The sequence below is a fragment of the Kocuria sp. ChxB genome, assembly GCF_044359605.1.
GTDB classification, from domain to species: Bacteria; Actinomycetota; Actinomycetes; order Actinomycetales; family Micrococcaceae; genus Kocuria; species Kocuria rhizophila.
Genome location: NZ_CP121123.1, coordinates 1,100,011 through 1,122,771, shown reverse-complemented (window position 1 = coordinate 1,122,771; position 22,761 = coordinate 1,100,011). Strand labels below are relative to the sequence as shown.

The following is a 22,761-nucleotide window of genomic DNA, read 5'->3' as shown; positions in this document are numbered from 1 at the left end:
GGGCTCTCCCTAGTTCTCCCTGTGCAGACCCTGCGCGATGTCGTCTTCCAGCTGCTCCGCGGCCGGCTTGTGTCGAGCGGTGACGTCGATCTGACCCGTGACCGCCGCCGTGATGAGGGCGGCGCGGCGCTCGCGAGCGAGGGTGATGGCTCGCTTCCCCTCGTCCCGCACTGAGTCCACGCGCTGCCACATGGCATCAAGTTCGTCGGCGATTTCGGTCTGCCGTGCGAGGTTCATGAGAGGGATCGGTGTGTTGGCAAGTTTGTCCACAGTGAAATGTGGCATGGACGTCACTGACGCCGCCATCTTCATGTATCCCCGGTGACGTAGAAGAAGAAGTGCATATGTGATGAATCTGCCATCTGCGTGGGCATGGGGCCGTAGGCGGAGGATCGAGTTTTGAAAGCCAGTCTCAGGAATATCCCCAGAAACATACGCAGCCCGACCGTAACCACCGACGCCACCCTCTACGACAAGTACGTCCCCACCTTTGATAGTCAAATGCGCAGCCTCGCGATGGGTGAATCGCATGTGCTTGATGTCTTCAAGGGCCAGCTTCCCCATTGGCTGCACGTTGGCTGCTCGCAAATAGGGGTGCGTGGTGGAATCCGCGTCTTCCTGCCGCGCGTCGAGCATCTTCCCCAGGGCGATGCCCCCCAGGTACTTAGCTTTCACGATGCCGGAGGCGCACGCGTGGGAAGTGCTGAGATCAGCCGGGTATGCAATGAGGGAGGAAACCTGCGCCATTTGCCGCTCTGTGTAAATGGTGTCGAATGACTGAAGGTCCCCGATGAGTTTGTCGATTTCGGTGGTCTCGTGGTCGAGGTAGTCCGCGATGTCGCGTTGAGTTGCCCGAGGGGGAAGGGGGATTTCGATGGAGCCGATGTGGTCAAGGTTCAGGCCATCTCGCAAGTCGCCGCCGGCCAAATTGCGGATATTTTGGTAGTTTGACTGAACCCAGTAGTGCAAATAGCGGTAATCTAAATTGCCATCTGGTTCAATGGCGGCCAAGGATTGATTAAATGTTGATCTGATTTCTGTCCTTGCGGACATACCCTTGGTTTTACCTTGACCCGCCAGTGCAATTAATACGCTTTTGGGTGCCACCCATCGAGTCGCACCATTCATGGTGGCTTGCTTGGTAATGAAAGTCGTGGGCTGCGTGATGACCCCCTGGTTAACGGCACCAGAGTTCAGCCACGGAACATCGCCACCTGACCAATAGAATTCGTTTTTTCGGTCTGGAGTGCCTCCGGCGAAAATCCTCCCCATTCGCCGGAGCGTGGTCTTCTGCCACCCGTCTGGCAACGGGGGGACCCATGAGTTGGCGGTCACCGCTTCACCTCCTCCAACCGCGCGCGGATGCGGCCCAGCACCTCGTCCAGGTCGCGGTCGATCTCCTCCAGCGGGCGGGGTGGGACGTACTCGTAGAAGTGGCGGGTGAAGGGGATCTCCGCGCCCTCCTTGGTCTTGGACTCGTCGATCCACGCGTCCGGAACAAAGGGCTTGACCTCGCGCTCCAAGTACTCGTGAATGTCCTCGTCCCAGGGGACGTTCTCGGTGTCCCGCAGTGTCGAATCAGCTTCGGGCTGGTTGAGGCGGCCGGTCTGCAGCTCGCCCTCCTCGTCCCGCTCGCTCAGCTCGTTCACGATCACCTTCACCAGCGCCGGCTTCAACCGCAGCCCTGCCTCCGTTGCGGCTTCCATGAACTCGTTGGTGAACCGCGCGCGGTTGGTGCTGACACTGCCGTCTCCACGCTGGGACAGGCCGGTGAGTGCGGAACGGAGCGCAGCGGCGTCGTCGTCAGGGAGCTTGGAGACCTGCTTGGCGGCCATGACGCGCTCGATGCGCTCGGGCGTGCACGCGAAGTTGAGTTTGAGCGGGCGCTCCACCGTGATGGTGCGGTAGAAGAAGTCCTCGGTGCGGAAGATCTTGGAGCGTTTGGTCTGCGCGAAGTCCCGGTAGAGCTGGGCGATCTCCGCGATGTTCTCCGCCGAGAGCTGCTTGCGCTTGGAACCCACCGATTTGCGCATCTTCACGAACATGTCCGTGGCGTCGATCAGCTGAACCTTGCCGCGGCGCTCCTCGGGCTTGTCCTTGGCCAGCAGCCACACGTACGTGGAGATGCCCGTGTTGTAGAACATGTCCGTGGGCAGGCCGATGATGGCCTCCAGGTAGTCGTTCTCCAGGACCCACTTGCGGATGTTCGACTCACCGGAGCCCGCACCGCCCGTGAACAGCGGGGAGCCGTTGAGCACGATGGCCGCGCGGCCGGCCGCCTGGTTCTCGTCCGCGGAGCCCGGCTCGCGCATCTTGGAGATCATGTGCATCAGGAACAGCAGCGAGCCGTCCGAGACGCGGGGCAGGCCCGGGCCGAAACGGCCGCCGAAGCCCGCGACCGTGTGCTCGCGCTCCACCTCCTTGCGGTTCTGCTTCCAGTCCACGCCGAACGGCGGGTTGGAGAGGCAGTAGTGGAACGTGCGGCCCCGGAACGCCGGTTCCGTGAGGGTGTTGCCGAGCACGATGTTGTCGATCGGCTGGCCCTTGACCACCATGTCCGCCTTGCAGATCGCATAGGACGCGGGGTTGATCTCCTGGCCCAGCAGGTTCACCTGCGCGGACGGGTTCATGGCGGTGATCTTGTCGTCCGCCGCGGAGAGCATGCCGCCGGTGCCGGCCGTGGGGTCGTACACCTCGCGGATCAGGCCGGGGACGGTGAGGTCCGCATCATCCGTGAGCAGCAGGGTGACCATGAGGTCGATGACCTCGCGCGGGGTGAAGTGCTCACCCGCGGTCTCGTTGGAGGCCTCCGCGAACTTGCGGATCAGCTCCTCGAAGATGTGGCCCATCTGGTCGTTGCTGACGGCGTCCGGGTGGAGGTTGGCCTTGGAGAAGTGCTGGAGGATCTGCAGCAGCAGGTCGTGGTTGGCGAGGTCCACGATGGTGTCTTCAAAGCGGTACTTCTGGAAGATCTCCCGCACGTTGGGGGAGAACGCGTTGACGTAGTCCCGGAGGTTCTCCTCCAAGTTGTCCGGATCGCCCTGCATGGACTTGAGGTCGTGCTGGGAGCGGTTGAAGAAGCTGTAGGTGTGGCCAGCGCGGTTGCGGAGCATGGCAATGGGCGGCTCCACCCCCACGTACATGGGACCGATGGCGTCCAGCACCGCGTCCTTGGTGGGGGCCAGCACCGCATCCAGGCGGAAGAGGACCGTGAACGGCAGGATCACATCCCCGTACTCGTGCTGCTTGTAGGTGCCGCGGAGGATGTCCGCGGCACCCCAGATGAAGGATGCGTGGTTGAACACTTGTGGGGCCTTACGTGGTGATCGGGAGGGTACTGCGAGTGTAGGGCGCGGGGGTGCCGGGGGCGTGGAAGCAGGTGCAGCGGCGTCGTGCGGGCATGGGCTGGAGGTGCCGAGGCGTCCAATGGACCGGGCGGCGGGCAGCACCGAACTCATAACGCGTGGGGCAATTTTTATGAGAAACTCAGTTACTCATAACTTTGGGAGGCGATCTTCTGAGCAAGCCCACCTGGCCGACCATCTCGTCCGAGGAACTGACATGGGTGCCGAGTGCCCAAGCATCCTGGGGCGTGGGCGCTACCCGTGGCGGCCGAGCCGACACGTACCGGGCCGCCGTGGTCCCCCTCATTGCCGGACGCAGGCCGGGGGTCAGCGAGAGTACGCGGCTGATCGCTGAGGAAGCTGCCCACGAACTCACGCGGTTCGACGCCGAGCTGGGGGAGCGCGTGGCGTCCTTCGCGCCGGTGCTGCTGCGTTCGGAGGCGGCGTCGTCCTCGCAGATTGAGAACCTCACGGCGTCCGCCAGGGCGATCTTCAGTGCAGAACTAGGCGTGCGCCGCAGCCGGAACGCCGACGAGATCGCCGCCAACGCCCGGGCCATGCAGTCGGCGCTGGCGCTCGCGGACCACCTCTCCATTGAGGCCGTTCTGCACATGCACCGCGTGCTCATGGCCGATCAGCCGAGGCACACCCCAGGGCAGTGGCGTGATGAGCCCGTGTGGATCGGCACGCGGTCCGACTCCCCTGTGGGGGCGGCATACGTGGCGCCGAGGCACGAACGCATCCCAGCGCTCATGGCGGACCTGGTGCAGTTCATGGGTGAGAGCACCGCCACCCCTCTGGTGACGGTGGCCGTGGCCCACGCCCAGTTCGAGACCATCCACCCCTTCAGCGACGGCAACGGACGAACCGGCAGAGCCCTGGCCCAGGCGATGCTGCGCCACTGGGGCATCACGCGCAACGTGGCGGTGCCAGTGTCTGCGGGACTGCTCGCCGACGTGTCTGGGTACCACGCGGCACTGGAGGCGTACCGAACGGGGGACCTGGAACCGATTGTGCGGCAGTTCTCCGACGCCTCCCTCCGCGCGGTGGCCAACGCCCGACAGCTTGTCTCGGAGATCGACCACATCCGCGAATCGTGGAACACCCGGCTCACAGCACGGAAGAACTCCAACGCCTGGAAGCTCCTGGACGTCCTGGCCCGCCGCCCCGTGCTCGACAGCGCCACCGCGGCCTCGGAGTTGGGGGTCCAGCAACCGAACGTGTATCCGCCCCTGCGGAGGCTCACCGAGGCGGGGATCGTGAAGTCCAAGGCAGAGCACCAACTGGGGCCGTTCTGGCGCAGTGATGAGGTGCTCGCGGCGATCGACGCTTTTGCGGAGCGGGCGGGGCGGCGTTCCGCAGGATGAGGAATGGCGAGCGGAGCCAGCGCACCACATGGTCGCGGGCCACCTCACCGGTGAGCGCCATCTCCTACTTCAACTCCGTCACAACCTGGAACTCATACCCCAGCTCCTTGATCCCCGTGACCGTCTTCTTGAGGTACTCCAGGTCCAGGTACGGGTGGAAGAAGAAGCTGGCCGTGGACTCCCGGACGGTCAGGTTCGCCTCCGCCCGGGACACCAGGAACTCGGGGGTGCGGGCGGCGTGGTTGTTCTGCTCGCCCTCGGTGATGTTGCCCAGGTTCTCGGGGAGCACGGTGCCGCCGTAGATGTCGTGCACGGTGTAGGGGAACTGCTGGCTGTAGGACTTCCCGGCCTCGGAGGGTGTGCCGGTGAGGATGCTCGCGTAGTAGTCGCCCTGCTCGTAGCGGGCGTCGTAGGTGCGGGCCATGGCCACGTAGGAGTTCACGGACCCGCCGTAGTGCGGGGTCTCGAAGATGGTGGTCTCTCCCAGCCCGGCTTCCACCATGACCTCTCGTCCGGCTTCCAGGCGTTCCTGCCACTGCGCCACGTCGTCCTGCGCCACCCGCGCCACGGGGGTGATGTAGGAGTCGTTGGTGCACTCCTCGAACGTGTAGGGCGCGGTGTCCGTGGTGGTGCACCCGTACCGGTAGAACTCGTAGTCCTCCCCGGAGCGGCCACTGTAGGGGTTGGTGCCCGTGCCCATCTGGTGGGTCGTGCCGTGCTGGATCAGTGTTCCGCCCTTCTCCTGCATGTACTGCAGGGCTTTCACCACCTCGGGCCGGTCCTTGAGGCTGAGCCCGTACCAGTCGGATCCGTCCTTGTTCTTGCCCAGCTGGATGGGGATCACGGCCACCTGGAAGGGGACGTTCTCAGAGGCCAGGTAGTCGGCCACCCGGCGCAGGTCCTCGGGGTCGGACTCCGGGCCCACGTCCTCGAGCCGCACGGCGGCCTGCTTGGTGGCGCGGGCCTCAGAGCCCACCAGGTCGTAGAACAGGTCAGCGTAGACCAGGTACACGTCGTTGGAGTCGATGTAGTCCAGCGGCACCTCGGCCAGGTACGTCAGGTTGCCGGAGCGGACGGCCCAGGGGACCTCGGTGGGCCCGCTGCGCGCGCCGGTGCAGGACGCGGGCTTGCCGCCCTCGGTGCACTGGGACGTGGCGAGCACCTCCACTCCATCCCTGGTTCCGGTGAACGGGACGGTCAGCTCCTGCGCCCCTGCGCTCTCTCGGTGCACGGACCTCGTGCCGTACGCCACGGTGGTGACCCGGGAGCTGCCCACCGTGGTGGTGGCCGCAGGGTCCCATCCGTACCGCTGCTGGAACCGTGCCTTCTGCGCCTGGTCCTGTCCGGCGAGCTCGTCCACGTTCTGGTCCAGCCACATCACGGGCCGCTCGGTGGAGCGGACGTCCGCCAGAAACTCCTCCGGCAGGGTGGCCGCGTAGTCGGTGCCGATGTACACGGTGGCGTCGTGGGCCTCCACCGTGCCCGCCGTGTACTCGGCCACGGGCTTGAGCTCCGTACGCCCGAAGTGCGAGAGCAGGTTGCCCGTGGCGATCGCGTACATGGCCGCGTCCTCCGCGTACTTCCCGGAGGCGTCGTAGAGCACGAGCGTGGACTTCCCGCCCTCGCGTCCGTAGCTCGCCGGCAGCTGCTCCTCCGGTGCGGTGGAGCTCTCACCGTCCAGCGCCGGGTCCGTGTACTGCTTGGCCAGGGATGACCCCTGACCCTCCACCAGGGTGCTGCTCGTCAGCCCGAACACCACCACCAGCGCGATCGTCAGCGCCACGGTCAGCCCTGCCAGCCACGCGAACCGCGCGCGCCGTGTCAGTCGGAAATTCTCGTCCATCGTCTTCTCTCTCCCCTCGGCTCCGCATCTCCCGCGGGCACGGACGTCCTTCGCTTCCTGGTGCGAGCGGGCCGGCCAGGTTTCCCGTTGCCTGGCCGATGCCATTCGCCGTGTCTGTTCTCCCAGCCCGCCCCGAGCTGGCTGCTCAGTCCTCTCCGGAGATCCGGAAGTCGTGGAAGAGCACCGCTGCGTCCTCCGTGTACAGCCCGATGGAGCCTCCGCGGTACGGGTTCTCCTCATCAGTGACCGTGGCCAGCTCGGTGCCGTCCACGGTGACGGTCATCCGGGGCCACTCCTGGGTGATCTCCACCCGGTGGTCGCCCCCCACGGGGAACGTCCGCTCGGTCCCGGTGGCCAGGAACCGCTGCGCCCCGGGGTAGGCGGGGTCCTGCTTGGAGATCTCCCAGCCGTTGGGCTTCAGAGCCACTGCGTAGAAGTGGTCGTTGTCCCGCAGGTTCCACTGCACCCAGCCCACTTCCCAGGCATTGGGCTGGTCGTTGCGGCGCAGCTGCTCCTCGGTGCGCACCGTGACCGCGAACGAGGCGTCCTGGTAGGTGTCCGTGGTGTGCACGAGCGCACCGTGGGTGATGTTCGCGGCCTCTGCGGTGTGCGGTTCGAGCCGCACCTGCTGGTCGTTGCCCGTGACGGTTCCGTAGCCGGTGTACATGACCTGCCACCGCCCGTGCGTGGATCCGTCCGCCCAGGGCTGCACCCGCCACAGGTTATTCATGGCGGTCACCACGAGCAGTGCAACGCCCAGCACCACCAGGGTCACGACGACGCCGCGTCGCCTCATGCATGGGCCTCGGCCGTCAGCGCGTCTGCAGAGGAGTCCACCTGTTCCTGGTTCTCCACGGTGCGCTCCGTCTTGGCCCAGCCGTTCTTCCCGCGCGCCGCCCGCCAGGCGGCCTTCCACCCGGCCACGTACCACAGCACCGCGTACAGCACGTAGAGATGGATCAGGCCCACCGCGGCCAGTGCGGAGAGGCCGCTGTGGCGCTCCTGCGACCAGTAGACCAGCCCGTAGAGCAGGGCCGGGCCAAAGGCGATGAGGTAGGAGGACAGCCACCACCCGGAGACCACGGCGTGACCGGTCACGATGCCCACCGCGAGGTCCAGCACCCAGAACGCGAAGGCCAGGGACAGGAAGGACGTGAGCAGCAGCAGGAACGGGCTGGTCAGGTGGTACACGAGGTCCGCGCGGCGCGCCCCGGAGAGGTCGCGCAGCACCCACGGCACCAGGCTCCAGGACTGCAGGTGGCCCTGGAACCACCGGGTGCGCTGCTTGACCCACCGCTTGACGTCCACCAGGCCCTGCTGGTGCACGGAGGCGGTGGAGACGAACTCGGTCTGCCAGCCGTCCATGAGCAGCCGCACGCCCAGGTCCAGGTCCTCGGTGAGGCTGCGGGACCACGGGGAGACACCCAGACCGTTGAGGGCAGAAAGCCGCACGAACTGGCCGTTGCCGCCCAGGCCCACGCTGCCCAGGTGGCGGCGGCCGCGCTGGAACACGTGCGTGTAGAGCACGAACTCGAGGTCCTGCATGCGCGCGAGCAGGTTCTGGGCGCGGTTGTTGATGCGCACGCCGATCTGCACGGCACCCAGGCGGCGGTCCCGGAACAGCGGCATGACGTCCTGCAGCGCATGCGGGTCCAGGCGGCCGTCCGCGTCCATCACGCACACGACCACGTCCGAGTGCGACGTGCCGGCGATCAGTTCGCTCGTGCGCAGGTGCTGGATCGCGGCGTTGAGCGCTTCACCCTTGCCCTCCCGGGCGTGCGGCAGGGTGCGCTGGAACAGGTGGACCCTGGGATCGGGGAAGGAACGGACGATCTCCGCCGTCCCGTCGTCGGAGCCGTCGTCGATCACGATGATCTCCACGCCGGGGTGGTCGAGACCGGCGAGGCGCTGCAGGCTTGCGCCGAGCACTCGCTCCTCGTTGAGGCACGGGACCACGAAGACCACCTTGAGGTGGTCCTCCAGCGAGGCGATACGGACGCGGCGGTCCTGGCAGCTTCTGGGCTCGAATCGCGAGAGCACCAGGATGAAGAGACCGTACAGCACGCTCACGACCACGAGGACCACGGCGAGCAGGAGGACGAGGTCCACCCGGTGGCCGAAGAGCAGGATCACGCGCGGCCTCCGTGGTGCACGGCGCGGCGGCCGTGGGCCGGCAGCTGCTGGTGTGCCAGCTCCTCCGCGGGCACCACCGGGGCCATGGCCCGCGGGTGCGCGGCCTGCCGGGGGTGGCGGCGGAGCTGGTGCCACGTGGTGACGGCGCTAGCAATGGAGACGGTGGCCAGGAAGAAGATCATGTAGGCCAGGAACAGCGCCATGGCGATCATGAGCAGGACACGGCTGCCGCCCTGCAGGAACGTCTGCAACGACTCCCCGACTGTGGCGGCCTGGGTCAGCATGGGTGTTGGCATGTGGAATCCCCCGATTCACGCCGGTCGTCGCGCGCATCCCCCCGGAGGCGCGACGTGTGTGGAGAGCCACTGGGGGTGGCTCTGCTCCTGAGTGTGGCCCCGAGAAATAGCAATGGCAAACACCTCGGTTGAGCTTCCGCGGGCGCAACTGTGGGGCGTTGTGGGGGCATGTACTCCCCGGGCGGAGGTCTGGGATGCGGCGGCCTCCGAAGTGCCATTGCAAACGCATTCAACAAGGGGGTGAAGAGTCGTTCGACATTCATGGATTGTTACGGCGCAGCTCCCTCGCGGCCTCGGGCACGGCGGAGGGCGACGAGCGGCGGTCCCGACCGCTGCGGGGCCGGGAGAGGCGCGGCGTCGAGCGCGGGGCAGGGTGTCGATCCGCGAACGGGACGTGGTGGTCCTCGCGAGCCCGTCCGTCGGCGCGCGCGGCACGTAGCCTGGGCCGGTGACCACTTCCTCCCTGTTCGTTCCCCCGCTCCCGGACCTCCTGGCCTCCGCCCACGTGGTCTCCCTCCCCATGCGCGTGACCTTCCGCGGCGTCACCGAGCGCGAGACCGTCGTCTTCCGCGGCCCCGCCGGGTGGGGCGAGTTCGGCCCATTCCCGGAGTACGGGGACACCGAGGCCGCCGCATGGCTGCGCGCGGGGATCGAGGCCGCGTGGCAGGGCTTCCCGGAGCCCGTTCGTGACCGCGTCCCGGTCAACGCCACCGTCCCCGCGGTCCCGGCCGAGCGCGTCGCGGACGTTCTCGGCGGCTACTCCGGGCGGGTTCACGCCGTGAAGATCAAGGTGGCCGAGCGCGGCCAGGGTCTCGCGGACGACGTCGCGCGCGTCGCCGCCGTCCGCCACCTCCTCCCGGACGCCGAACTGCGCGTGGACGCCAACATGGGCTGGGACGAGGACACCGCCGTGGCCGCATTGGGTGCGCTGAGCGAGTTCGACCTCGCCTACGCCGAGCAGCCCGTGGCGAGCGTCGAGGGCCTGGCGAGCGTGCGGCGTCGGCTGCGGGAGAAGGGCGTGGGCACGCTGATCGCCGCGGACGAGTCCGTGCGCAAGGCCGAGGACCCGCTGGCCGTTGCCCGGGCCGGGGCGGCGGACCTGATCGTCGTGAAGGTCGCGCCGCTCGGGGGAGTGCGCCGCGCCCTGGAGATCGTGGCGCAGGCGGGACTGCCCGCCGTCGTCAGCTCGGCCATCGACTCCTCCGTGGGGATCCGCGCGGGCGTGGCCCTGGCCGCCGCGCTGCCCGAGCTGCCGTACGCGTGCGGACTGGGCACCCTCTCCCTCATGGCGGCGGACGTGACGGCCGAGCCCCTGCGCCCCGTGGACGGGTTCCTGCCCGTGCGGGACGTCGCCGTGGACGAGGCGCTGCTCACCGAGCACGCCGTCACCGGTGAGCGCCGGGACTGGTGGCTGGACCGGGTGCGCCGCACGCACGCGCTGCTGGCGGGGCTGTAGCTCTACCCATGGCCTCGCCGCAGGTGACGAACCTCTGTGCGTGTGCATGCACCTGCCGGTGGCGCAGTCCCGGGTTAACCCGCAGTTCGCTTCCAGGTCGCGTGATGATCACGCCCGGGTGGTGAGGTGGACCACGGAATCACTCGCTGACATGCACGGACGCATGTCTCACCCAGGGAGCCACTCCATGACCCAAGCACCCGAACGCCGTCGTCTCCTGCCCATGCTGGGCCACGTGAACGGCAAGCGCAGCCCGCTCACGTGCGAGCTCAAGTGCGGCAGCCAGTGCACCACCCCGGACACCAACACCTCCCGCAACGAGTACGTGCAGGACGTCATCTCCGCCGCGATGAGCCGCCGTGCCGCTCTCGGGCTCGGTGCCGCCGGCGCCGTCACGGTGGGTCTGGTGGCTGCCACCGCCCAGCCCGCGGAGGCCACCTACGGCTACTGGGGCAAGGGCAAGTCCCGCCTGGACTTCACCCCCATCAAGCCGGTGAACATGACGGTGGACGATCTCAACGTCCCCAAGGGCTACGACTGGTCGCCCATCATCCGCTGGGGTGACCCCCTGTTCTACGACTCCCCGGAGTTCGACCCCAAGAACCAGACCCCGGAGGCGCAGGCCAAGCAGTTCGGCTACAACTCCGACTACCTGGACATCATCCCGGACCCGAACGGTCTCACAGGCGTGTTGGTGAACAACCACGAGTACACCAACGAGAACACCATGTTCCCCACGGGGTACGAGAAGACCAACCTGACCAACATGGTCAAGACGGCCATCCAGGCCCACGGCATGGCGGTCGTGGAGATCACCCGCACCAAGGTGGGGGAGCCCTGGACGTACGTGCGCGGCGGCGCCCGCAACCGGCGCATCACCCTCACCACCCCGTTCGTGGTGGACGGCCCCGCGGCCGGCTCGGACCTGCTCAAGACGCAGGACGACTCCACGGGCAAGCGCGTGCTGGGCACCCAGAACAACTGCTCGGGCGGCGTGACCCCGTGGGGCACCGTGCTCTCCGGCGAGGAGAACATCCACCAGTACTTCATCACCTCCGGCACCGCCGAGGAGAAGCGCTACGGGTTCCCCACCACCATGCCCTCCCGCCGCTGGCCCGAGGTGGAGAAGCGCTTCGACGCCCGTATCCCCGGGTACAAGAACGAGCCCAACCGCTTCGGCTGGGTGGTGGAGATCGACCCCCAGAACCCGAACTCCGCCCCGCTCAAGCACACCGCCATGGGCCGCTTCAAGCACGAGGGTGCGAACGTGCGCGTGGGCGACGACGGCACCGTGGTGGCCTACTCCGGTGACGACGAGAAGTTCGAGTACATCTACAAGTTCGTCTCCGCCAAGAAGTACAAGAAGGGCGACAAGAAGCACAACATGACCCTGCTGTCCGAGGGTGATCTCTACGTGGCCCGGCTCAAGGGCAACTCGCCCAAGAAGCAGATCACCGGTGACGGCACCCTGCCCAAGGACGGCGAGTTCGACGGCTCCGGCGAGTGGCTCCCGCTGGTCAAGGACGGCAAGTCCAAGATCAAGGGCATGTCCGTGGAGGAGGTGCTCGTCTACACCCGCCTGGCCGCGGACAAGGCCGGCGCCACCAAGATGGACCGCCCGGAGGACGTGGAGCCCAGCCCCCACACCGGCAAGGTGTACGCGGCGCTGACCAACAACTCGGACCGCGGTTCCAAGGGCAAGGCCGGCGTGGACGAGGCCAACCCGAAGACCGGCAACCGGGACGGCTACGTCCTGGAGCTCACCGAGTGCCACAACCTCCCGCAGGCCACGCGCTTCGACTGGAACCTGCTGCTGGTGTGCGGCGACCCCACCAAGGACTCCGGCACGTACTTCGGCGGGTTCCCCAAGGAGAAGGTCTCCCCGATCTCCTGCCCGGACAACGTGGCGTTCGACAAGGCCGGCAACCTGTGGATCTCCACGGACGGCGCGCCCTCCAAGATCGGCTACAACGACGGTCTGTTCAAGGTGACCCTCAACGGCTCCGAGCGCGGCCGCGTGCAGCAGTTCCTGTCCGTCCCGCAGGACGCCGAGACCTGCGGCCCGGTGATCCACGACACCGAGGGCATGGTCTACATCTCCGTGCAGCACCCGGGTGAGGACGGCACGTTCGAGCAGCCCCGCTCGTACTTCCCGGACTACGCCCTGCCCACGCGGGTCAAGCCCGGCGAGTTCTCCATGCCGCGCCCTGCGGTGGTGCAGGTCTTCCGCAAGAACAAGAAGAACCAGCCCCAGTTCCCGGGCGGCGTGAGCGATCAGCCCGGCCAGACCGCCAACCAGGACAAGAAGCGCAAGAACGGCGCCACCGGTCCGCAGTACCGCGGCTACGACGAGAAGCCCACCCAGGAGCTGCAGCAGCGCGCACAGCAGGCCCCCAAGAGCTACGAGAGCTGAGACTCTCCGGCTCGGCCTGAGCAGGCGGGCGGGATCGCGGACAGCCGCGGTCCCGCCCGCTTTTCCATGCCCGGTTGGCGACGCCGCCCGCGCGCCTTCCGTGGCCTGGTGCGGCCGGGCGCAGAACCGGGCGCAGCGGCGTCGTCGTTCCGTCGAAACCGGGTGTGACGTGGGAGGACGCCGGGTATGTGACGTGTTTGTGACGGGGGTTCGTGGGGGTTACCGCGCGGTCTGTACGTTGGAACGACTCGCCTCCCTCTCACCCAAGGAGCACCCCATGACCACCTCCGCAGACACCGGGACCGCGCCCCCCAAGAGCGCGTCCGGACGCGTGCGCGGACCTCGCAAGGGCACCGATCTGGGCCAGTGGAAGGTCAGCGGGCGCACGCCCCTGAACCACAACGAGGAGTTCAAGGCGGAGGAGAACTCGCTCAACGTGCAGCGGCGGATCATCGAGGAGTACTCGAAAACCGGCTACGCCTCGATCCCCACGGACGACGTCCACGGCCGGTTCCGCTGGCTGGGCCTGTACACGCAGCGCAAGCAGGGTGTGGAGGGTGCCAGCACCTCCAAGCTGGACGCCGAGTCCCTCTCGGATGAGTACTTCATGCAGCGCATCCGCCTGGACGGCGGGCAGCTCAGCACCGAGCAGGCGCGCGTGCTGGGGGAGATCTCCCGGGAGTTCGCGCGCGGCACCGCGGACGTCTCGGACCGGCAGAACATCCAGCTGCACTGGATCCGCATCGAGGACGTCCCCGAGATCTGGCAGCGCCTGGAGGCCGTGGGCCTGACCACCCTGGAGGCGTGCGGGGACACCCCGCGCGTGTTCTTGGGCAGCCCCGTGGCGGGCGTGGAGAAGAACGCCGTCATCGACCCCAGCGAGGAGCTGGCCGCGCTGCGCGAGGAGTTCATCGGCAACCCCGAGTACGTGAACCTGCCGCGCAAGTTCAAGACCGCGATCACCGGCAGCCCCACGCTGGACGTGGTGCACGAGATCAACGACGTCAGCTTCGTGGGCGTGAACCACCCCGAGCTGGGCCCCGGCTACGACCTGTGGGTGGGCGGCGCGCTGTCCGTGGCCCCGCGGCTCGGCGAGCGCCTGGGCGCGTTCGTCTCCCGCGAGAACGTGGTGCCCGTGTGGGCCGGGGTGTGCGGGATCTTCCGCGACTATGGCTACCGCAAGCAGCGCACCAAGGCCCGCCTGAAGTTCCTGCTGGCCGAGTGGGGCCCCTCAACGTTCCGGCAGGTGCTGCAGGACGAGTACCTGGGCTTCGAGCTGCCGGACGGCCCCGCCCCCGAGCGCGCGGTGGGCCACTCGGACCACGTGGGCGTGCACGAGCAGGTGGACGGCAACCGGTACGTGGGCTTCGCGCTGACCGCGGGCCGGCTCTCCGGGGACGCGCTCGTGGCCCTGGCCGACGCCGCCGAGGCCGCCGGTTCCCAGCGCATCCGCCTGACCCCGCACCAGAAGGTGCTGGTGCTGGACGTGCCCGAGGACACCGTGGACGGGCTGATCGAGGCCGTGCAGCCCCTGGGACTGCACGCGAAGCCCAGCCCGTTCCGCCGCTCGACCATTGCGTGCACCGGCATCGAGTTCTGCAAGCTCGCGTTCGTGGAGACCAAGGGCCTGGCCGCCCGGGTGATCGACGACATGGAGGACCGCCTGGCGGACGTGGAAATCCCCACGCCCATCTCCCTGCACATCAACGGCTGCCCGAACTCGTGCGCCCGCATCCAGACCGCGGACATCGGGCTCAAGGGCCAGTACATCGGGGAAGAGTACGTGTTCCAGGTGCACCTGGGCGGCGGGCTGGCCTCCACCGACCGCGAGGAGGGCGGCCTGGGTCGCACCGTGCGCGGGCTCAAGGTCACAGCGGACGACCTCTCCGACTACGTGGAGCGCGTGACCCGCACCTTCCTGCGGGAGCGCGGCCCCGAACAGTCTTTCGCCGAGTGGGCGCTGAGCGCCGAGGAGGATTCCCTGCGATGACAGCCACCGACATCCAGCTCACCACGCACCCGCTCGCGGCGGGGCAGGGCGGGGACCCGGCGGCGCGGTCCGCCGCGGCCCTGGACGCCCGTGGTACGACGACGCCGCCCGCGGGCTCCGCGGCACCGGCCACCTCCCAGGGGGTCTCACCCGGGCGCACCCGCTCCGCCGAGGAGCTCAAGGCCCTCGTGGAGGAGGCGCGTGAGCGCTTCGGCGAGCGGGACGCGGACCCGGACGAGGTGCTCGCGTGGGCCGCGGAGACCTTCGGGCCCCGCCTGGCGGTGGCGTGCTCCATGGCCTCGGACACCGTGGTGCCCGCCCTGGTCAGCACGCACCTCAAGGGCGTGGACGTGCTGTTCCTGGAGACCGGCTACCACTTCCCGGAGACCCTGCAGACCCGCGACGAGTTCGCCCGGGACTGGCCCGTGAACGTGCGCACCCTGCTGCCCGAGCTCACCGTGCCCGAGCAGGACGAGAAGTACGGTGCCCAGCTCCACGACCGTGACCCGGGGCTGTGCTGCGGGATGCGCAAGGTGGCTCCGCTGGACAAGGCCCTGGCGGGCTACGAGGCGTGGGTGACCGGGCTGCGTCGTGAAGAGACGCCGCACCGCGCGAACGCCGCGCCCGTGGAGTGGGATGAGCACCACCAGATGGTCAAGATCAACGCCATTGTGGACTGGACCTTCGACCACGTGGTCGCGTACGCCGAGGAGAACCTGGTGGTGGTCAACCCGCTGCTGAGCCAGGGCTACCCGTCCATCGGGTGCGCCCCGTGCACGCGGAAGGTTGCCCCCGGAGAAGACCCCCGTGCCGGACGCTGGTCCGGTGTGGGCAAGACAGAATGCGGGATCCACCTGTGAGCACCACCACTGCCCCCACTGAGACGGCGCTGAGCCAGCTGCAACGCCTCGAGGCCGAGTCCATCCACATCTTCCGGGAGACCGCGGCGGAGGGCGAGCGCCCCGTGCTGCTGTTCTCCGGCGGCAAGGACTCGGTGGTCATGCTGCACCTGGCCGCCAAGGCCTTCTGGCCGGCACCCATCCCGTTCCCCGTGCTGCACGTGGACACCGGGCACAACTTCCCGGAGGTCCTGGAGTTCCGGGACCGCACGGTGGAGCAGCTGCACATCCGCCTGGAGGTCGCGAAGGTGCAGGACTACCTCGACGACGGCCGCCTCACCGAGCGCCCGGACGGCACCCGCAACCAGCTGCAGACCGTGCCCCTGCTGGACGCCATCACCGAGGGCCGCCATGACGTGGTCTACGGCGGCGCCCGGCGGGACGAGGAGAAGGCCCGCGCCAAGGAGCGGATCATCAGCCTGCGGGACGAGTTCGGCCAGTGGGACCCCCGCAACCAGCGCCCGGAGCTGTGGAGCCTGTACAACACGCGCCACCGCCCCGGGGAGCACGTGCGGGTGTTCCCGCTGTCCAACTGGACCGAGCTGGACATCTGGTCCTACATCACCGAGCAGGGCATCGAGCTGCCCTCCCTCTACTACGCCCACGAGCGGGACGTGGTGAGCCGGGACGGCATGTGGCTGGCCGTGGGCGAGCACGTGAGCCCGCGCGAGAACGAGACCGTGCAGACCCGCACCGTGCGCTACCGGACGGTGGGGGACATGAGCTGCACGGGCGCCGTCGAGTCCCCGGCCGCGACCGCACAGGAGGTGCTGGCCGAGGTCAGGACCAGCACGCTCACCGAGCGCGGGGCCACCCGCGCGGACGACCGCGTGTCCGAGGCCGCCATGGAGGACCGCAAGCGAGAGGGCTACTTCTAGAGATGAGCACCGAGAACCAAGCGAGCCTGCTGCGCATCGCCACGGCCGGCAGCGTGGACGACGGCAAGTCCACCCTGGTGGGGCGGCTGCTGCACGACACCAAGAACATCCTGGTGGACCAGCTGGAGGCCATCGAGCGGGTCAGCGAATCCCGCGGGCTGAGCTCCGCGGACCTGGCCCTGCTGACCGACGGGCTGCGGGCCGAGCGCGAGCAGGGCATCACGATCGACGTGGCCTACCGCTACTTCGCGACCCCCGCGCGCAGCTTCATCCTGGCCGACTGCCCCGGGCACGTGCAGTACACCCGCAACACCGTGACCGGCGCCTCCACGGCGGACGCGCTGATCGTGCTGGTGGACGTGACCCACGGGATCGTGGAGCAGACCCGCCGCCACCTGGCCGTGGCCGCGCTGCTGGGTGTGCCGCACCTGATCGTGGCAGTCAACAAGATCGACCTGGTGGCGGACGCCCAGGACGCCTTCGAGGCGCTGGAGCGGGATCTGCACGCGCTCGCGGACGAGCTGGGCGTGCTGGACCTGCAGAGCATCCCGGTCTCCGCGCTGCGCGGGGACAACGTGGTGGAGACCTCCGAGGCCACCCCGTGGTACTCGGGGCCCTCCCTGCTGGGATGGCTGGAGAACCTCCCGGACTCCTCGCAGCTCACGCGTTCCGAGCCCTTCGCGCTGCCCGTGCAGACCGTGATCCGCCCGCAGTCCGCGGCGGTGTCCCCGGAGTTCACGGACTACCGCGGCTACGCGGGTCAGATTGCCTCCGGGTCCGTGGCCGTGGGCGATGCTGTGGCGGTCCAGCCCGCGGGGCGCACCACCACGGTGACCCGCATCGACGTCGCCGGCGCCCCCGCCGAGCACGCCGTGGCGGGGCAGTCCGTCACACTGAGTCTCGCGGACCAGATCGACATCAGCCGCGGTGACCTGCTCGCCGCCCCTGCCGATGCGCCGCGGGGCTCCAAGACGGTGGACGCCGTGGTGTGCTGGCTGGACGATGAGAACCCCCTGCGCGAGGGCCAGCGCGTGCTGCTCAAGCACACCACGCGCGTGGTCCGCGGCATCGTCGGCTCGCTGGACGGGCGGCTCAACCTGGAGAGCCTCGCGGCGGAGTCCGTGGGCGCGTTCGAGCTCAACGACATCGGGCGCGTGAGCATCCGCGTGGCCGAACCCCTGTTCACCACCGCGTACACGGCCTCCCACGCGCTCGGCTCGTTCCTGCTGATCGACCCGCAGTCCGGGCGCACCCAGGCCGCGGGCATGGTCCAGGACGACAGCGTGCGCACCCCCGGCGTGCTCGGCAGCCTCCGCGCGGACGCGGGGGAGTGGGCCATCTGAGCCCCGGCTGACGACGCCGCCCGGTCCGGTTCCACGGTGCCGCCGGGTGCGTGCCGTGCCCGGCGCCGTCGACCGGTCCGCCTGCGTCGGTGCGGCTGAGTACCCTCGGGAGGGTGATCACCCCCAGCATCCTCACGGCCACCACGGTTCTGCGCGCGCTCGCGGAGCGCGGGATGCGGCACCTGGTGGTGTCCCCCGGCTCGCGCTCTGCGCCGCTGGCCTACGCCGCGGCGGCCGCCCACGCGAGCGGTGCGCTGAGTGTGCACGTGCGGATCGACGAGCGGGACGCCGCGTTCACCGCCCTCGGGGTCGCGCGTTCCACGGGCCACCCGTGCGCCGTGCTCACCACGAGCGGCACCGCCGTGGGGGAGCTGCTGCCCGCCGTGATGGAGGCCTCCCACGCGGGAGTGCCCGTGGTGGTGCTCAGCGCGGACCGCCCGCCCGAGCTGCGCGGCACCGGCGCCAATCAGACCACGCGCCAGCCCGGGTTGTTCAGCACCTTCGTGCGTGCGGAGGTGGACGTTCTGCCCCCGGACGGCACCGGCACCGAGGTCGAGCAGCGCGCCGAGATCGACGCCGCCCTGCACGCCCCGCTCGCCGCGCTTGCCGGGAGTTGGGACGCCGCGCCGGGCCCGGTGCAGCTCAACATCGCCCTCCGGGACCCTCTCTATCCCGTCTCGGACGAGGACCACGAGCACCTGAAGGACTGGGCCCGGGAACTGGCCGGACAGTTGCGCCGAACCCGGTCCGACGGCCCCTCCGATCTCACGGCCCACCCGTGGTCGGTGCTGCCCGAGCCGTTCCTGCCCGAGCCGTTCTTGCCCGCTGGGGCCCCCACCGATGAGGCCCCGACGGATGGCGCGCCGACCAACGCCCCGTCCACACCGCTTCCCGGTTCGGGCACGGCCTCGGTGCCCTCCCATCCGGTGGTCTTCGCGGGCGACGGCGCCGGGCGGGCCGCAGCTCGATTCGCCCGGAAGCACGGCTTTCCCCTGCTCGCGGAACCCTCCTCGAACGCCCGCGAGGGGGAGGCGATCGCCTCCTACGAGAGCCTCCTGGACACCACCCTCGGGCGGCAGATCGACACCGTGGTGCTCGTGGGACGGCCCACGCTGAGCCGCGCGGTCTCCGCCCTGCTCAAGCGTTCCGGGGTCAGGGTCGTCGCAGTGCGCCCGGACCTTGCACCGTGGTTCGAGCCGGGGCGCCGTTCCGAGACCGAGGTGCCCAGTTTCGAGGAGGCCGCGAGCGCCGTCGGGACCGTGACCGAGGGGTGGCTCGGTGCGTGGCGCGAGGCCGGGGACGCCGCCGACGCCGCCGTGCTGCGCTTCGCGGACACCCGGGAGGAGCTGACCCGGCTGCACGTGGCGCGCGCGGTGTGGGACGCGAGCTGCCGGGACGGTTCCGTGCTGGTGGTGGGTTCCTCCACGGTGGTGCGGGACGTGGACCTCGTGGCGCGAGCGGACTCGCCCGTGCCCGTGATCGCGAACCGGGGCCTTGCCGGGATCGACGGCACGGTCGCCACCGCCCACGGCGTGGGGCTGGGCACCGGGCGCCCGGTGCGCGCCGTCATGGGAGACCTCACGTTCCTGCACGACGCCGGGGGGCTGCTCGTGGGCCCGGGGGAGCAGGTTCCGGACGTGCACCTGGTGGTGGTCAATGACGCAGGCGGGGGCATCTTCCAGACCCTGGAGCACGGGGGGCTGGGCCTGGACGAGCGCTACACCGCAGCGGTGGAGCGGTTCTTCGGGACCCCGCACCGGGCGGGGATCGCGGACCTGTGCGCGGCCCACGGCGTGGAGCACGTGCGGGCGGAGACGGCCGTGGAACTGGCCGCCGCGCTCGCGGCACCCGTGGTGGGCCGCAGGGTCATCGAGGTGCCGGTGTCCCGGGAGACCCTGCGGGACGTCAACGCGGCTGCGCGGCGGGCGGGAGCGCGGGCCGCGCAGGAGCACCTCGCGCGCGGCTGAGCCGAGCACCAACCGAGCTGAACCCGGGAGGCCGCCCGCACCGGGCGGCGTCGTGCTGCCGAGAGCTGCGGAGGGCCGCACCGTCACCGTGGTCGCGGCGGTGTGTCCGCCGTCCGCCGCGTGCCCCCGCTGGCCCGGGGTGCGGGCCCGCTCGTTAGCATGGCGTCATGAGTGAACAGACCGCACCGCAGAGCACCCCTCGCACCGCCCTGGTTACGGGCGCGACCCGCGGCATCGGCCGCGCGATCGCCCGGGACCTCGCCGCCGACCACGTGGTGTTCGTGGGAGGCCGCTCGGCCGAGGACGTCGAGCGCCTGCGCGCCGAGCTCGCCGGCGTGGGCCCCGGGACCCGCCCGTTCGTGGCGGACGTGACCGACGACGAGCAGGTGGCCGCCGCGTGGGCGCCCCTGCGCGAGGAGTTCGGGGCCCTGAACGTCCTGGTGCACTCGGCGGGCATCGCCCCGCAGTCCCTCGTGGCGGACGCACCCCGTGATATGTGGGAGCAGATCTTCGACGTCAACGTGATCTCCGTGGCGCAGCTGACCCGGCTCACCCTGCCCGAGCTGCGCGCGGCGCAGGGGGACGTGGTGGCCATCAACTCCGGCTCGGGGTTCACGTCCCGCGCGTCCTCCGCGCTGTACTCCGGCACCAAGTTCGCGCTGCGGGCCCTCACGGACGCACTGCGTGAGGAGGAGCGCGAGCACGGTGTGCGCGTGGCCTCGGTGCACCCGGGCCGCGTGGCCACGGACATGCAGGAGCAGCTGCACGAGTACATGGGCCAGGAGTACCGCCCGGAGGAGTGGATCCAACCCGAGCAGATCGCCGCGGCGGTCCGCATGGCGGTGGACGCCGAGCGCACCTCCGAGGTTGAGGTCATTTCCGTGCGCCCCTCCGGGATGCGCTGAGCACCACCAGGACGGGGATTCGGGCGGTCAGGAGCGGCGTTCGGGGTCCGCGTCATGTCCGGGGCCGCGGGGCCCGGGTTCTCCACCCTGTGCCCGCGGGACCGACCGCAGGGTGGGCCTCCCCGACCCAACCAGCCTCGTCACCCGCGCCCGTCCCTCCGGGCCTCAGGCGTGGGCGGGCGGAGCCTCCGGTGCCTCCACCGTGGTGGGGTTCAGCACGCGGGAGAGGAACGAGCGGGTGCGCTGGTGCTGCGGCGAGCCGATCACGTCACGCGACGGTCCCTGCTCCACGACCACGCCGCCGTCCATGAAGACCACGCGGTCGGCGACGTCGCGCGCGAAGGACATCTCGTGGGTCACCACGAGCATGGTCATCCCGTCCGCCGCGAGCCCGCGCATGATGGCGAGCACGTCTCCCACGGTCTCCGGGTCCAGGGCGGAGGTGGGCTCGTCGAAGAGCATCAGGTCCGGGTCCATGGACAGGGCCCGGGCGATCGCCACGCGCTGCTGCTGACCGCCCGAGAGCTGGGCGGGGCGGTTGTCCGCCTTGTTCCCCAGCCCCACGCGCTCCAGGTTGGCCAGGGCTACGCGCTGGGCCTCGGCCTTGGAGCGCTTGAGCACCTTGACCTGGGACACGGTGCAGTTCTCCAGCACGCTCAGGTGCGGGAACAGGTTGAACTGCTGGAACACCATGCCCACGCGCCGGCGCATGGCGTCCACCTCGAGGTCCGGGTCCATCACGTCGAAGCCGTCCACGGTGATGCTCCCGGACTGCGGGGTCTCCAGGAGGTTGAGGCAGCGCAGCAGGGTGGACTTGCCCGAGCCCGAGGGCCCGATCAGGCAGACGACCTCGCCGGTCTCCACGTCCAGGTCGATCCCGCGCAGCACCTCCAGGTCCCCGTAGGACTTGTGCAGCTCCCGCACGCGCACGGCGGTGCCGCTGCGCTCGGGGGAGGCGGTGCCCTGGGCGGGAGCGGCGGACGACGCCGCGGCACGGTCCGCTCCGGTGGACGCACCGGGAACGGGGCCACCGGGACCGGGCGTGGGGGATGCTGCGGAAGTGGACACGGAAGCTCCTAGGACTGTGCGACCCGGTCGGTCTTGTGTTCGAAGTGGCGGGACAGCAGCCCCAGCGGCACCGTGATGATCAGGTAGCAGACGCCCGCGGCCACGAGCGGGGTGAGCCCGGCGCCGGCGTCGGAGATGCCCTCACGGCCGTACTTGGTGAGCTCGTACTGCTCCACGCTCATGCCCAGCAGGTACACCAGGGAGGAGTCCTTGGTGAGCAGGATGACCTCGTTGGTCAGCGGCGGGAGCACGATCCGCAGCGCCTGCGGGATCACGATGGTGACCATGGCCCTGCTGTGGGACATGCCCAGGGAGCGGGCGGCCTCGTACTGGCCCGGGGGCACGGCCTGCAGACCGGCGCGCAGGGACTCGGCGATGTACGCCGCGGCCACCAGGCCCAGCGCAATCATCACGGTCACGTAGTGGTTGAAGCGGAAGCCGAACGCCAGCGGGATGCCGTAGCCGAGCGCCAGGAACACCAGCAGCGCGGGGACCCCGCGGAAGAACTCGATGTAGAGGGTGGCCAGCCACCGGTACGGCGCCACGGACGAGAGCTTCATGAGGGCGAGCAGCACGCCCAGGGTCAGGCCCACCACGAAGCCCAGCACCGTGTAGATCAGGGTGTTCTTCAGCGCCACCGTGATGATCTCCGGGAACTGGGCCAGCGCCACCTCCGGGTTGAAGACCTTCTGGTAGAGCACCTCCCAGTCCGCGAGCACCACGAAGGCGATCAGCGCGATCACGAGCACGGCGTACTGGATGCCGCGCGACAGCCTGGCCCGCTGCCTGGTGGTCATGGCCATGGGTGTCTCCCTGTCCGTGGGTTCTCCACAAGTGCGTGCCGGGCGGTGGTCACCGC

Annotated in this window: 17 protein-coding genes; 9 read left to right on the top strand and 8 right to left on the bottom strand. The window is 69.4% G+C overall.

What is annotated here, in order from left to right; all coding sequences use genetic code 11:
* Window positions 1–9 precede the first annotated feature (9 nt).
* Entirely contained in the window at window positions 10–1,335 is a 1,326-nt protein-coding gene (locus tag P8S73_RS04915; protein WP_396350536.1) for a restriction endonuclease subunit S, read from the bottom strand.
* Window positions 1,332–3,305, bottom strand: coding sequence for a class I SAM-dependent DNA methyltransferase (locus P8S73_RS04910; protein WP_327062704.1), 1,974 nt, complete (start codon window positions 3,303–3,305; stop codon window positions 1,332–1,334). Before P8S73_RS04910 ends, P8S73_RS04915 begins: the two co-directional genes overlap by 4 nt.
* A 287-nt stretch (window positions 3,306–3,592) precedes the next feature.
* Here P8S73_RS04910 and P8S73_RS04905 point away from each other — a divergent pair, with 287 nt between their 5' ends.
* Window positions 3,593–4,711 carry a Fic family protein gene (locus tag P8S73_RS04905; RefSeq protein WP_245190526.1) on the top strand — a complete coding sequence of 373 codons (1,119 nt, stop codon included), beginning with the start codon at window positions 3,593–3,595 and terminating at the stop codon, window positions 4,709–4,711.
* 64 nt (window positions 4,712–4,775) lie between these two features.
* Here P8S73_RS04905 and P8S73_RS04900 read toward each other — a convergent pair whose 3' ends face one another.
* From P8S73_RS04900 to P8S73_RS04885, 4 genes are all read right to left on the bottom strand, one after another.
* Window positions 4,776–6,554 (bottom strand): DUF2334 domain-containing protein, encoded by a 1,779-nt coding sequence (locus P8S73_RS04900; protein WP_144803511.1) that lies wholly within the window; start codon window positions 6,552–6,554, stop codon window positions 4,776–4,778.
* 145 nt (window positions 6,555–6,699) lie between these two features.
* Window positions 6,700–7,350 (bottom strand): family 16 glycoside hydrolase, encoded by a 651-nt coding sequence (locus P8S73_RS04895; protein WP_223110188.1) that lies wholly within the window; start codon window positions 7,348–7,350, stop codon window positions 6,700–6,702.
* Window positions 7,347–8,687 (bottom strand): glycosyltransferase family 2 protein, encoded by a 1,341-nt coding sequence (locus P8S73_RS04890; RefSeq protein WP_144803514.1) that lies wholly within the window; start codon window positions 8,685–8,687, stop codon window positions 7,347–7,349. The genes P8S73_RS04895 and P8S73_RS04890 overlap by 4 nt, the downstream gene beginning before the upstream one ends.
* Window positions 8,684–8,983 carry a hypothetical protein gene (locus tag P8S73_RS04885; RefSeq protein WP_144803517.1) on the bottom strand — a complete coding sequence of 100 codons (300 nt, stop codon included), beginning with the start codon at window positions 8,981–8,983 and terminating at the stop codon, window positions 8,684–8,686. Before P8S73_RS04885 ends, P8S73_RS04890 begins: the two co-directional genes overlap by 4 nt.
* Before the next feature lie 520 nt (window positions 8,984–9,503).
* On the opposite strand from P8S73_RS04885, the gene P8S73_RS04880 reads away from it, so the two are divergent.
* From P8S73_RS04880 to P8S73_RS04845, 8 genes are all read left to right on the top strand, one after another.
* On the top strand, window positions 9,504–10,439 hold the full coding sequence (locus P8S73_RS04880) for an o-succinylbenzoate synthase (protein WP_396350559.1): 936 nt from the start codon (window positions 9,504–9,506) through the stop codon (window positions 10,437–10,439).
* 187 nt (window positions 10,440–10,626) lie between these two features.
* Entirely contained in the window at window positions 10,627–12,852 is a 2,226-nt protein-coding gene (locus P8S73_RS04875; RefSeq protein ID WP_144803520.1) for a PhoX family phosphatase, read from the top strand.
* A gap of 277 nt (window positions 12,853–13,129) precedes the next feature.
* Complete coding sequence (locus tag P8S73_RS04870; RefSeq protein ID WP_047978715.1) at window positions 13,130–14,842, top strand: nitrite/sulfite reductase; 1,713 nt, start codon at window positions 13,130–13,132, stop codon at window positions 14,840–14,842.
* Complete coding sequence (locus tag P8S73_RS04865) at window positions 14,839–15,702, top strand: phosphoadenylyl-sulfate reductase (RefSeq protein WP_144803523.1); 864 nt, start codon at window positions 14,839–14,841, stop codon at window positions 15,700–15,702. The genes P8S73_RS04870 and P8S73_RS04865 overlap by 4 nt, the downstream gene beginning before the upstream one ends.
* Window positions 15,684–16,619, top strand: a complete 936-nt coding sequence (gene cysD / locus P8S73_RS04860; protein WP_047978713.1) for a sulfate adenylyltransferase subunit CysD — start codon at window positions 15,684–15,686, stop codon at window positions 16,617–16,619. The genes P8S73_RS04865 and cysD overlap by 19 nt, the downstream gene beginning before the upstream one ends.
* Before the next feature lie 2 nt (window positions 16,620–16,621).
* Window positions 16,622–17,962, top strand: coding sequence for a sulfate adenylyltransferase subunit 1 (locus P8S73_RS04855; RefSeq protein ID WP_047978712.1), 1,341 nt, complete (start codon window positions 16,622–16,624; stop codon window positions 17,960–17,962).
* A gap of 113 nt (window positions 17,963–18,075) precedes the next feature.
* Window positions 18,076–19,929, top strand: a complete 1,854-nt coding sequence (gene menD, locus P8S73_RS04850; RefSeq protein ID WP_396350535.1) for a 2-succinyl-5-enolpyruvyl-6-hydroxy-3-cyclohexene-1-carboxylic-acid synthase — start codon at window positions 18,076–18,078, stop codon at window positions 19,927–19,929.
* A 167-nt stretch (window positions 19,930–20,096) separates the two neighbouring features.
* Window positions 20,097–20,834, top strand: a complete 738-nt coding sequence (locus P8S73_RS04845) for an SDR family oxidoreductase (protein WP_047978711.1) — start codon at window positions 20,097–20,099, stop codon at window positions 20,832–20,834.
* 165 nt (window positions 20,835–20,999) lie between these two features.
* On the opposite strand, the gene P8S73_RS04840 is transcribed toward P8S73_RS04845, so the two are convergent.
* Window positions 21,000–21,764: an amino acid ABC transporter ATP-binding protein gene (locus P8S73_RS04840; RefSeq protein WP_124109502.1), complete on the bottom strand. Its 765-nt coding sequence runs from the start codon at window positions 21,762–21,764 to the stop codon at window positions 21,000–21,002.
* A gap of 146 nt (window positions 21,765–21,910) precedes the next feature.
* The gene (locus P8S73_RS04835; RefSeq protein ID WP_047978710.1) at window positions 21,911–22,705 is read right to left on the bottom strand and encodes an amino acid ABC transporter permease; all 795 of its coding nucleotides are present in this window, start codon (window positions 22,703–22,705) and stop codon (window positions 21,911–21,913) included.
* Window positions 22,706–22,761: the final 56 nt, after the last annotated feature.

What these genes read in the sequence shown, in the direction of transcription:
- P8S73_RS04900 (WP_144803511.1), bottom strand. Translation starts at nt 6,554, where the DNA reads ATGGACGAGAATTTCCGACTGACACGGCGCGCGCGGTTCGCGTGGCTG.
- P8S73_RS04895 (WP_223110188.1), bottom strand. Translation starts at nt 7,350, where the DNA reads ATGAGGCGACGCGGCGTCGTCGTGACCCTGGTGGTGCTGGGCGTTGCA.
- P8S73_RS04885 (WP_144803517.1), bottom strand. Translation starts at nt 8,983, where the DNA reads ATGCCAACACCCATGCTGACCCAGGCCGCCACAGTCGGGGAGTCGTTG.
- P8S73_RS04880 (WP_396350559.1), top strand. Translation starts at nt 9,504, where the DNA reads ATGCGCGTGACCTTCCGCGGCGTCACCGAGCGCGAGACCGTCGTCTTC.
- P8S73_RS04875 (WP_144803520.1), top strand. Translation starts at nt 10,627, where the DNA reads ATGACCCAAGCACCCGAACGCCGTCGTCTCCTGCCCATGCTGGGCCAC.
- P8S73_RS04870 (WP_047978715.1), top strand. Translation starts at nt 13,130, where the DNA reads ATGACCACCTCCGCAGACACCGGGACCGCGCCCCCCAAGAGCGCGTCC.
- P8S73_RS04865 (WP_144803523.1), top strand. Translation starts at nt 14,839, where the DNA reads ATGACAGCCACCGACATCCAGCTCACCACGCACCCGCTCGCGGCGGGG.
- cysD (WP_047978713.1), top strand. Translation starts at nt 15,684, where the DNA reads ATGCGGGATCCACCTGTGAGCACCACCACTGCCCCCACTGAGACGGCG.
- P8S73_RS04855 (WP_047978712.1), top strand. Translation starts at nt 16,622, where the DNA reads ATGAGCACCGAGAACCAAGCGAGCCTGCTGCGCATCGCCACGGCCGGC.
- P8S73_RS04845 (WP_047978711.1), top strand. Translation starts at nt 20,097, where the DNA reads ATGAGTGAACAGACCGCACCGCAGAGCACCCCTCGCACCGCCCTGGTT.
- P8S73_RS04835 (WP_047978710.1), bottom strand. Translation starts at nt 22,705, where the DNA reads ATGGCCATGACCACCAGGCAGCGGGCCAGGCTGTCGCGCGGCATCCAG.